This is a genomic window from Mycobacterium sp. E1715, assembly GCF_001667625.1.
GTDB lineage: Bacteria > Actinomycetota > Actinomycetes > Mycobacteriales > Mycobacteriaceae > Mycobacterium.
Map to the genome: position 1 here is coordinate 1 of NZ_LZJJ01000121.1, position 10861 is coordinate 10861.

Sequence of the window (10861 nt, forward strand, 5' to 3'; positions counted from 1 at the left end):
GCCCTGAGGGTCCAGCAGCGCCTCGCCGAGCGCCTCGCGGACGTCGTCTCCCAGTTCACGCCAGCTGCTGCCGGCGCCGATCGTGATCAGGATGTCCCCGGCGCCCACCACGAGCCCGGTGATCACCCCGCTGCCCAGCAGGGCGCCCAGCCGGCCGGGGGCGCCCCTGACCGCGCCGCGCGCCGGCAGCCGGTCGGGCGGGACCACCCAGCGCAGCTGACGCGGGTCCGCGGTCGCGGTGGCGTGGATCGGAATCATGCGCCCACTCCGACCGCGATCGAGCGGGCCGCAAACGCCATCGTCCAGGCGAGGACGAACATGTAGGACCACGCGAACGCGGGCCACCGCCACGAGTTTGTCTCGCGGCGCATCACCGCGACGGTGGACATGCACTGCAGCGCGAAGATGAAGTACACCATCAGCGCGATGACGGTAGGGGCGGTGAACACCTTGTGGCCGTCGTCGTCGGCCATCGTGACCAGGGCCTCATGCGGGTCGTCGGGACTCGTCGCCGCCGACACCTGGCCGAGGGTGGACACGAAAACCTCACGCGCCGAGAAGGAACCGAGCAGGGCGACGTTGATGTGCCAATCGAAACCGAGCGGCTTGAACACCGGCCCGATCGCCTTTCCGACGTCGGCGGCGTAGCTGTGGTCCATCACGTAGGCGGTGGTCTCCGTCGGCGACATGTGCGCGGTCTCCGCTTGGCGCGCCGGAAGATTGAGCAGCACCCAGAGCACCACCGAGGTGCCCAGGATGATGGTTCCGGCCTTGCGCAGGAACACCTTCGCCGAATCCCACATGGTGATGAGCACGTTCTTGGGCGATGGGAAACGATACGGGGGCAGCTCCATCGTGAACGGGAGCAGATCGCTGCGCAGGATCGTCGACTTGAACAACGACGCCGCGATCAGGGCCGAGGTGCCCCCACACAGATATAGCAAGAACATCGCCACACCCTGCGCGCTGAACCCCCACCATTGGGTCTGCGGCGAGACCAGCAGCCCCACCAGCAGGGTGAAGACGGGGAGCCGGGCGGAGCAGGTCATCAACGGCGCCGTGATGATGGTGGCGATCCGGTCGCGCGACGACGGCAGCGTCCGGGTGGCCATGATCCCCGGGATGGCGCAGGCGAACGAAGAGAGCATCGCGACGAAGGCGCGACCCTCCAGACCCGTCGTGGCCATCACCCGGTCCATCAGGAATGCCGCTCGCGCCATGTAGCCGACGTTCTCCAGCAGCGCGATCAGCAAGAACAGCAACACGATCTGCGGGATGAACTGGAGCACCGTCCCCACGCCGCCGATGAGTCCCTGGCCGAGCAGACCCCGCACCACATAGTTGCCGACGTGGTCGCTGACCAGCGTGCCGAGCCAGCCGAGGCCCTGGCTGACGCGGTCCTGCAGGGGCGCGGCGACGGTGAAGACGACCTGGAAGAAGCAGAACATCACCGCGAAGAAGATGACGGTTCCCCACAGCGGGTGCAGCACGATCCTGTCGATGCCGCGCGTGCGCTGATCCGGCTGCGGCGCAACGTATTCGGCGGCACGCAGCACCGACTTGCCCCAGGCGTCGACGGCGTCGTCGTCACCCGGCGGCAGAATCGGGGGACGCTGCCACCGGTCGAAGGACACCAGTTGGGCGCGCAGGCTGTCGATGCCCCCGCCGCGGTGCGCGATGACCGGGAGCACCGGGATGCCCAGCGCCGTCGACAAGGCGCCGACGTCGATGCGGCCGCCGCGCGCGGTCAACTCGTCGGTCATGGTCAGCGCCAACAGGCACGGGACGTCGAGCCGCATCACCTGGGCCACCAGCGTGATCGAGCGGTGCAGCGTGGTGGCGTCGGCCACCAGCACGATCGCGTCGGGACGGCCGGCTTCGGCGACGTTGCCGGCCAGCAGGTCGGCCACTACCTGTTCGTCCGGGCTGATGGGCTGCAAGCTGTAGGTGCCGGGCAGATCCTCGACGGCGATCTCGACGCCGTCCATCTTCGCGATGCCGACCCTGCGACCCACGGTGACGCCCGGATAGTTGCCGGTCTTGGCGCGTAGCCCGGTGAGGTGGTTGAACACCGACGTCTTGCCCGCGTTGGGGCTGCCCACCAGCGCGACCCGCGCCGCACCGGCAACCGCGACCGCGGCGCCTTCCTCGTGGCAGGACGTCATGCGACGCTCCCCGGGTCGACTTGGATCAGCCGCGCCTCGCGGCGGCGCAGGCACAGCTCGGTGTCTTGGACGCGGTAGATGGTCGGGTCGCCCATCGGCGCACGCCGGATGACCTCGACGTCCGACGCCGGCCGGAAGCCAAGCTGCCGCAGTCGCCCCGCCACCACGGGAGACGCCGCCGGCGCCACGCCCAGGATGGTCGCCCGCTGGCCCGGCGCGAGCTGAGCCAGCACGGTCGGCGAACCCGATCCACGAAGTGAGCTCCGCACTAGCCGACCCGACTCCATCGGTTCACCATGCCACCCAGGATAACGACGCGAGGTGAGGATAACCTCACCTTTCTTGCAAACGTCGGGCCGGCGCCCATCGAGTGTGCGCCCCGGGTGACGTCCGTCGGCGTGTCGCCGCCGTGGGCGCACACTCAAAGCCCTGCTCGCACGCTCAAAGGCGGGGGCGCGGCTGACATCTCGGGCAGTAGAACGACGACCGGTTCATGAACTTCTCCCGGCGTATCACCGCGCCGCAGCGCCGGCAGTTCTGCCCTTCGCGGCCATATGCGTCCAGCGACCGGTCGAAGTAGCCGGATTCGCCGTTGACGTTGATGTACAGCGAGTCGAACGACGTTCCGCCCTGGGCCAGCGCGTCGCGCATCACGTCCGCCGCCGCGTCCAGGATTGCGCCCAGGCGGCGGCGGCTCAAGGTCGCCGCGATCCGGGCCCCGTTGACCTTCGCCCGCCATAGCGCCTCGTCGGCGTAGATGTTGCCGATGCCCGACACGACGGTCTGATCCAGGAGCTGCCGCTTGATCTCGGAGTGCTTGCGCCGCAAGACGTTCACGACGGCGTCGCGGTCGAAAAGCGGGTCCAGCGGGTCGCGGGCCAGGTGTGCGACGGGCGCCGGAACGGCGCTGCCGTCGACGCTCACCAGGTCGGCGAGCATCCAGCCGCCGAAGGTGCGTTGGTCGGCGAAGCTCAGCACGGTCCCGTCGTCGAGCAGGGCCGAGATGCGCACGTGGTCGGCGCGCGGCACCTGCCCCAGCAGCATCTGCCCGCTCATGCCGAGGTGCACCACCAGGGCCGTGTCCGGGTCCCCCGGGCCGTCGAGCAGCAGCCACAGGTACTTGCCGCGCCGATCGGTGCCGGTGATGCGCGCGTCGAGCAGCCGGGCGGTGAGGTCGGCGGGGCCGGCCTCGTGGCGGCGCACCGCGCGCGGGTGATGCACCCGAACGGCCGTGATCGTTTTGCCGACGACCCAGGCCTGCAAGCCGCGGCGCACCACCTCGACTTCGGGTAGCTCGGGCACCTAGTGATGATCGCAAGCGCGGCGAAGCCGGGCGAAGCGGGTCATCACCACCGGCCCAAGTGATGATCGCAAGCGCGGCGAAGCTGGGCGAAGCGGGTCATCACCACCGGCCCTAGTGATGATCGCAAGCGCGGCGAAGCCGGGCGAAGCGGGTCATCACCATCGGCCCAAGTGATGATCGCAAGCGCGGCGAAGCCGGGCGAAGCGGGTCATCACCATCGATCTAGACGGACGTTTTGTCGGCCGGGTCCAGCTCGTCGAGCGCTTTCCAGGTGGCCGCCGCGGCCTTCTGCTCGGCCTCCTTCTTGGAGCGCCCCACCCCGGACCCGTACTCGGTGTCCATCACGACGACGACCGCGGTGAACTCCTTGTCGTGGTCCGGGCCGGTGGAGGTGACGACGTAGGACGGCGCGCCCATGCCGCGAGCGGCGGTCAGCTCCTGCAGGCTGGTTTTCCAATCCAGCCCGGCCCCCAGCGTGGGCGCGGCGTCCAGCAGCCCGCCGAACAGCCGCAGGATGACCTCGCGCGCGGTGTCGATCCCGTGCTGCAGATAGATGGCGCCCAGCAGCGATTCCATCCCGTCGGCCAGAATGCTCGACTTGTCGGCGCCGCCGGTGTTGGCCTCCCCGCGCCCGAGAAACAGGTGAACGCCCAGGCCGTCCGGGGACAGCTTGCGGGCGACGTCGGCCAGTGCCTGGGTGTTGACGACGCTGGCCCGCAGCTTGGCCAGGTCGCCCTCCGAGCGGTCGGGGTGGCGGTGGTAGAGCTCGTCGGTGATGGTCAGACCCAGCACGGCGTCGCCGAGAAATTCCAGACGTTCGTTGGTGGGCAGGCCGCCGTGCTCGTAGGCATAGCTGCGATGCGTCAACGCGAGCGAGAGCAGCTCGTCGGGGAGCTCGACCCCGAGCGCGTCGAGCAGTTCCTGGCGTGACGTCATTGCTCACCCCGCGGCGCGTCGGGCTCGGGAAACAGGCCGGCCAGCTTGGCCCACCGCGGGTCGATGCGGTCGTGCCGATGGCCGGGCTCGGCCGCGAGCGCGATCCCGCATTCAGGACACAGCCCGGGGCAGTCGGGCGTGCACAGGGGCGCGAACGGCAGCTCCAGCCCCACGGCGTCGACGATCGACTGCTCGAGGTCGACGGTGTCGTCGACGATGTGACCGACCTCGTCCTCCTCGGTGGTCGCCTCCGTCGTGCTGTCGGGATAGGCGAACAGCTCGGTCAGGCTGACCTGCACCCGACCGTTGACCGGGGTCAGGCACCGGGAGCATTCGCCGACCGTGGGGGCGTCCACCGTCCCGGTCACCAAGACGCCCTCGGAGACGGACTGAATTTGCAGGTCCAGATCCAACGGCGCGTCCTGTGCGATGGCGATCATGTCCAGCCCGATGCGCGACGGGCTGGGCACGCTCTTGCGCAAAGTCACCATCGCTCCCGGGCGTCGCCCAAGCTTGGTGATGTCGATCGACATCGGCGAGCTCAGACGGCGCTGGGAGGTGGTGCTGTGCTGCCGCGTCATAGGAGAAATCCTACGGCGCGCGCCGCATAATGCCAGGGCACGGCCTCCCGCAGGCGTCAGCGCACCGCGTAGTCGTGCGTGCCCGCCGCCGTCCGGAGCTGGTGACGTCCGCGCCCGACGGAGCGCAGCGTGCCATTGAGGAATTCCTCGAACTCGGCGAGCTTGTTGTCGACGTAGATGTCGCATTCACCGCGCAGCCGGTCGGCCTCGGCGTGCGCCGAGTCGATCAGACGGGTGGCCTCGGCGTTGGCGGCCTCTACCACGCTGTTCTGCGACACCAGGCGCTGCTGCTCCTTAATGCCCTCTTGAACGGCCTTCTCGTAGGAGATGTTGCCGTTCTCCAGCAGCCGGTCGGCCTCGGCCTGGGCGCGGCCGACGCTGGCCTCGTACTCGCGTTTCGCCGCGGTGGCGATGCGCATCGCCTCCTCGCGCGCCTCACCGACCATCCGCTCGCTGTGCTGGCGCGCCTCGCTCACCATGCGGTCGGCCTGCGATTTTGCGTCCGACAACAGCCGGTCGGCCTCCGCGCGGGCGTGGTTGAGCATCGACTCCGACTCGGTGGTCGCCGAGGACACCATGGATTCGGCGTGCGACTTGGCGTCCTGCAACATCGAGTCACGCGCGTCGAGGACGTCCTGGGCGTCGTCAAGCTCGCCAGGGATCGCATCCTTGATGTCGTCGATCAGTTCCAGCACGTCACCGCGGGGCACCACGCAGCCGGCCGTCATCGGAACGCCGCGCGCTTCTTCAACGATGGCGCTCAGTTCGTCGAGCGCTTCAAAGACTCGGTACACGGCCATATCCTCCTGGCGTCTGCAAAATCCTGTTGTTACCAGTGTGCCTGGTGTTGCCCTTGTGACAGCGGTGGCGGGCCGGTGTGTCGGACATTTGACCGCCCCGGCCCCATCCGCCCGGGCAGCTGCCCGCGGCCACCCGGCGTCGCGGCGCCCACGCTCCCCGGCACGCGGGAAATTCGAGGCGAAAAGCGCCAGAAATCGGGCGACAATCGGATCACAAGCTCGATTGTTCCAGCACTTCTGCGCCGGCGCCGCGCAGGCCGACGAGGCGGGCGAATATCGCCGTGGCGATACCGGCGAGCGGCGAATCACCTCGGGATAGGGTGGCGCGGTGAACAGGCCCACGGACCCGGATAGCGGCAACGCGCGACAGCCCGCGCCGACGCTTTATATATTCCCGCATGCGGGCGGATCGGCGAGCTATTACGTTCCATTCGCCAAGGCATTCTCTGCGGACGTAAGACGCGTCGCCGTCCAATATCCCGGGCGCGCCAAGGGCCTGACCCAGCTGCCGAGCATTCCCGCGCTCGCGGACGAAATCTATTCGATGATGGCGCCTTCCGCGCCGGCCGATGCACCGCTGGCCTTCTTCGGCCACAGCATGGGCGGCCTGATGGCCTTCGAGGTGGCACTGAGGTTCCAGTCCGCCGGGCAACCGGTCTCCGCCCTGTTCGTGTCGTCGAGTGCGGCGCCCGGCCACATCCGCTACAAGGAGCTGCAGGGCTCCGACCGCGACATCCTCAACGTCGTCGCCCAGGTGACCGACACCAACCCCGAGCTGCTTGCCAACGATGAATTCGCCCTGACGATCCTGCCCACGCTGCAAAGCGTCCGGGCGATCGCGGGCTATACCCACCCGCCGGAAGTCAAGGTGTCGTGTCCGATCTACGCGTTCGTCGGGGACAACGACATCATCGTGGCCGAGGAGAACATGCTGGCCTGGTGCGATCGCACTACCGACGATTTCCGCATTCGGGTGTTTCCCGGTGACCACTTCTACCTGAACAACAATTTGCCAGAGCTCGCAAAAGACATCGAGGAAGCGGTCCTCGACCGGTGCACGAGTAGATAGCTGCGCGGGCGGCCGCAGGCCAGTCAGCGGATCGGGCCGACCGCCTGCGGCCCTGCTGCCGCTTCGCCCGCGAGTTTGCCGGCGGCGACTCCCCGCGGCCGGGGATGCCGGCGGGGCCGGCCGCTGGGTACCCGCCGTTCGGTCAGGACACGAGCCGGCGTCGCATCCCGCCGCGGATATCCACACCGCCAGGGGTTGTCAAAACCGGGCGCTGGGACTACAACGGACCCAAGCCTGTCGCCCGGTGCAAACCGAGTCGCCCTCACCCGTCTGATCACTATTTGTCACTCGTATAACAGGTGCACCATACGCCACGGGCGCGTACTACATATATATCGTGCAAGATCCGCCAGACAGATCTCGGCAGGAGCGCAGCCCCCGACAGGCACTGTGGTGTGGGCTACATCTCTTTTTGATTTTGTAAATCGGAGGGTCTCGTCCGCAAAGAATGCTTAGGTTGCTTCACAAGAGTGGTTGTCGGTAACCGGGGAAGCCGCTCTTCGCGCCGCACGCGAGATGCGTGCACGTCACGAACGGCGTCAGCGAACTGGAAGGGCCACAAATGCCGGTTACCGACACGTCCATCCCCGATTTGCTGCAGGAGCGAGCCGAGCGGCAGCCCGGCGCAACCGCCTTCACGTTCATCGACTATGAGCAAGACCCCGCCGGGTTTGCCGAGCGCCTCACCTGGGCCCAGGTTTACCGCCGCGCCCGCATCATTGCTGACGAGCTGTCACTCTGCGGCTCGCCCGGAGACCGTGCGGCCATCCTGGCGCCGCAGGGACTGGAATACGTCGCGGCCTTCTTCGGCGCGCTACAGGCCGGGTTCATCGCCGTTCCGCTGTCCACACCGCTCTACGGGGTCCACGACGACCGGATCTCCTCCGTACTGCGGGATTGCAATCCGGTCGCCATTCTCACCACGTCGGCCGTGGTCAGCGACGTCAACAAGTACGCCTGCGGCCAGGACGGCCACCCCGCGCCACTAGTCATCGAAGTCGACCTGCTGGACCTGGAATCCACTCGCGAACTGCCGCCCGCTCAGCAGTTCGCGTCGGGTGCGGGCTATCTGCAATACACGTCCGGTTCTACGCGCACACCGGCCGGCGTGATCGTGTCGCACAAGAATGTCGTCACCAATGTGACGCAATGTATGTACGCCTTCTTCGGTGAACCGGAAAACCTCCCGGCAAACCTTTCTCTGGTGTCGTGGCTGCCCTTGTTCCACGACATGGGGCTGATTCTGGGAGTTTGTGCGCCGCTGGTGACAAACCGCAGCGCTGTGCTGATGAGTCCGATGGCGTTCCTGCAACGCCCGGCCCGTTGGATGAAAATGCTTGCCACCAATGGTCAGTGCTTTTCCGCGGCACCCAATTTCGCTTTCGAACTGGCGGTGCGCCGGACATCGGATGACGACATGGCGGGACTCGACCTCGCCGAAGTGCAGACGATCGTCAGCGGCAGCGAACGAATCCACGTGGCCACCGTCAAGCGCTTCACCGACCGCTTCGCCCCCTTCAACCTGCGCCCGACGACGGTCCGGCCCTGCTATGGCCTCGCCGAAGCGACCCTGTACGTGGGGGGTCCCGAACCCGGCACCATGCTCAAGACGGTCCGGTTCGACTATGAGCACTTGACCGCCGGCCGGGCCCGACCGTGCGGGACCGAGGGGATGGTCGGCACCGAGCTCATCAGTTATGGCTCACCCGATCCCGCCGCCATGCGAATCGTCAACCCCGAGACGATGACCGAGAGCCCCGCGGGCACGGTCGGGGAGATCTGGGTGCGCGGCGACCACGTGGCCCTGGGCTACTGGCGAAAGCCGGAACAGACGGCACGCGTTTTCCAGGCCGAACTGGTCAACCCGGCTCCGGGCTGTCCGAAGGGTCCATGGTTGCGGACGGGCGACCTGGGCGTCATCGCCGACGGCGAGATGTTCATCATGGGCCGCATCAAGGACCTGCTCATCGTCGACGGGCGCAATCATTATCCCGACGACATCGAGGCAACCATCCAGGAGATCACCGGCGGCCGGGTCGCGGCCATCTCGGTGCCGGACGACATCACCGAGCAACTGGTCGCAATCATCGAGCTGAAGGGGCGCGGAGCGTCCGAGGAAGAGGCACTGCTGCGCCTGCGTTCGGTGAAACGCGAAGTCACGTCGGCGATCTCGAAGTCGCACAGCGTGCGCATCGCCGACCTCGTTCTGGTGTCACCGGGATCCATCCCGATCACCACCAGCGGTAAGGTTCGGCGCTCGGCATGCGTCGAGCGCTACCAAAGCGACGGATTCATAAGGCTGGACGTGACGGTATGACGTCAGGCATCGGTGGCGAAGACGACCTCCGCCACTGGTTAGTGGACTACTTGGTGACCAACATCGGTTGCACCCCTGACGAAGTCGATCCCAACCTGTCGTTGGCCGACCTCGGCGTTAGTTCCCGCGAGGTGGTGGTGCTCTCCGGCGAACTGTCAGAGTTGTTGGGCAAGAAGGTATCCCCCGTGGATTTCTGGCAAAACCCGACCATCAACGCTCTGGCCGCCTACCTCACCGCGCCCGAGTCCGAGCCGGAGCCGGACGCCACACTCAAGCGCCCGGCTCGTAACTCACTCGACGAGCCGATCGCCGTCATCGGAATGGGGTGCCGATTCCCCGGCATTGCCGGGCCCGAGGCGTTATGGAAATTCCTCTGCGAGCGCGGTTACTCGATCGGTCAGGTGCCGCCTGAACGGTGGCAGCCGTTCGAGTCCGGCTCACCCGACGTGGCGGCGGCGCTCGCCCGGACGACGCGCTGGGGATCGTTCCTGCCGGACGTCGATGCCTTCGACGCGGAGTTCTTCGAGATCTCCCCGAGCGAAGCCGACAAGATGGACCCCCAGCAACGCCTGCTGCTGGAAGTCACCTGGGAAGCGTTGGAACATGCGGGAATTCCGCCAAGCTCGTTGCGCCGGTCACAGACCGGGGTCTTCGCCGGTGCATGCCTGAGCGAATACGGGGCCATCGCCTCGAACGACTTCTGCGGGGTGGACGGCTGGAGCAACACCGGCGGAGCGATGAGCATCATCGCGAACCGCCTCTCGTATTTCCTCGACCTGCGCGGCCCCTCGATGGCGGTCGACACGGCGTGCTCGTCGTCGTTGGTGGCCATCCACCTGGCCTGCCAGAGCCTTCGGACCGAAGACTCCCAGTTGGCGATCGCCGCCGGCGTGAATCTGTTGTTGTCACCGGCGGTGTTTCGCGGCTTCGACCAGGTGGGCGCCCTATCGCCGACGGGTAAGTGCCGCGCGTTCGACGCAGCGGCGGACGGGTTCGTCCGCGGCGAGGGCGCGGGGGTCGTGGTGCTCAAGCGGCTGACCGACGCGCAGCGGGACGGCGACCGGGTACTGGCCGTGATCTGCGGCTCGGCGATCAACCAGGACGGGCGGTCCAACGGGCTGATGGCCCCCAACCCCGCGGCGCAGATGGCCGTCCTGCGAGCCGCCTACAGCAACGCCGGGATGCAGCCCAGCGACGTCGACTACGTCGAAACACACGGCACCGGAACACTATTGGGCGACCCCATCGAAGCACGAGCACTCGGCACGGTGCTCGGCCGCGGACGTCCCGAGGACGCCCCCCTGCTCATCGGCGCGATCAAGACGAATCTCGGCCACACGGAGGCGGCCGCGGGCATCGCGGGCTTCATCAAGGCGGTGCTCGCGGTGCAGCGCGGCCAGATCCCGCCGAACCAGCGCTTCGAAAGCCCGAACCCGCACATCCCGTTCGACGAGTTGCGGATGAAAGTCGTTCGGACTCAAACCAGTTGGCCGGTCCGCGAGCACCCGCGCCGGGCCGGTGTGTCCTCGTTCGGATTCGGCGGGACGAACGCGCACGTGGTGATCGAGCAGGGCCAGGACGTCGCCCCGGCGGTTCGGCCAGACGCCGATCCGGGGGTGTCGACGTTGGTGGTGTCGGGTAAGACGGCGCGGCGGGTGGCGGCGACGGCGTCGGTGCTGGCCGAGTGGAT

9 protein-coding genes and 1 pseudogene are annotated in these 10861 nt (G+C 67.5%); 3 read left to right on the top strand and 7 right to left on the bottom strand.

The features are described from left to right. From A9X03_RS06415 to sepIVA, 7 genes and pseudogenes are all read right to left on the bottom strand, one after another. Positions 1-258, bottom strand: a pseudogene (locus A9X03_RS06415) (NifU family protein); the annotation flags it as partial. Next, positions 255-2165 (bottom strand): ferrous iron transporter B, encoded by a 1911-nt coding sequence (locus A9X03_RS06420; protein WP_067748196.1) that lies wholly within the window; start codon positions 2163-2165, stop codon positions 255-257. The pseudogene A9X03_RS06415 and the gene A9X03_RS06420, both read right to left, overlap by 4 nt. Continuing rightward, a complete protein-coding gene (locus A9X03_RS06425) occupies positions 2162-2398 on the bottom strand; it encodes a FeoA family protein (protein ID WP_067748198.1) in 237 nt (78 codons plus the stop codon). The genes A9X03_RS06420 and A9X03_RS06425 overlap by 4 nt, the downstream gene beginning before the upstream one ends. A 208-nt stretch (positions 2399-2606) precedes the next feature. Further along, positions 2607-3467, bottom strand: a complete 861-nt coding sequence (gene mutM / locus A9X03_RS06430) for a DNA-formamidopyrimidine glycosylase (RefSeq protein ID WP_067748200.1) — start codon at positions 3465-3467, stop codon at positions 2607-2609. 223 nt (positions 3468-3690) lie between these two features. Next, complete coding sequence (gene rnc / locus A9X03_RS06435; protein ID WP_067748202.1) at positions 3691-4404, bottom strand: ribonuclease III; 714 nt, start codon at positions 4402-4404, stop codon at positions 3691-3693. After that, positions 4401-4985 carry a DUF177 domain-containing protein gene (locus tag A9X03_RS06440; RefSeq protein WP_197499236.1) on the bottom strand — a complete coding sequence of 195 codons (585 nt, stop codon included), beginning with the start codon at positions 4983-4985 and terminating at the stop codon, positions 4401-4403. The genes rnc and A9X03_RS06440 overlap by 4 nt, the downstream gene beginning before the upstream one ends. A 56-nt stretch (positions 4986-5041) precedes the next feature. Continuing rightward, the gene (gene sepIVA / locus A9X03_RS06445) at positions 5042-5779 is read right to left on the bottom strand and encodes a cell division protein SepIVA (protein WP_055405516.1); all 738 of its coding nucleotides are present in this window, start codon (positions 5777-5779) and stop codon (positions 5042-5044) included. 334 nt (positions 5780-6113) lie between these two features. On the opposite strand from sepIVA, the gene A9X03_RS06450 reads away from it, so the two are divergent. The 3 genes from A9X03_RS06450 to A9X03_RS06460 form a co-directional block, all read left to right on the top strand. Then, positions 6114-6854: a thioesterase II family protein gene (locus A9X03_RS06450; protein WP_067748204.1), complete on the top strand. Its 741-nt coding sequence runs from the start codon at positions 6114-6116 to the stop codon at positions 6852-6854. 562 nt (positions 6855-7416) lie between these two features. Continuing rightward, on the top strand, positions 7417-9171 hold the full coding sequence (gene fadD26, locus A9X03_RS06455; RefSeq protein WP_067748214.1) for a long-chain-fatty-acid--AMP ligase FAAL26/FadD26: 1755 nt from the start codon (positions 7417-7419) through the stop codon (positions 9169-9171). After that, on the top strand, positions 9168-10861 hold a 1694-nt coding region (locus tag A9X03_RS06460), incomplete at its 3' end, for a beta-ketoacyl synthase N-terminal-like domain-containing protein (RefSeq protein WP_231975358.1). The genes fadD26 and A9X03_RS06460, both read left to right, overlap by 4 nt.

What these genes read in the sequence shown, in the direction of transcription:
- A9X03_RS06440 (WP_197499236.1), bottom strand. Translation starts at nt 4,985, where the DNA reads ATGACGCGGCAGCACAGCACCACCTCCCAGCGCCGTCTGAGCTCGCCG.
- A9X03_RS06420 (WP_067748196.1), bottom strand. Translation starts at nt 2,165, where the DNA reads ATGACGTCCTGCCACGAGGAAGGCGCCGCGGTCGCGGTTGCCGGTGCG.
- rnc (WP_067748202.1), bottom strand. Translation starts at nt 4,404, where the DNA reads ATGACGTCACGCCAGGAACTGCTCGACGCGCTCGGGGTCGAGCTCCCC.
- fadD26 (WP_067748214.1), top strand. Translation starts at nt 7,417, where the DNA reads ATGCCGGTTACCGACACGTCCATCCCCGATTTGCTGCAGGAGCGAGCC.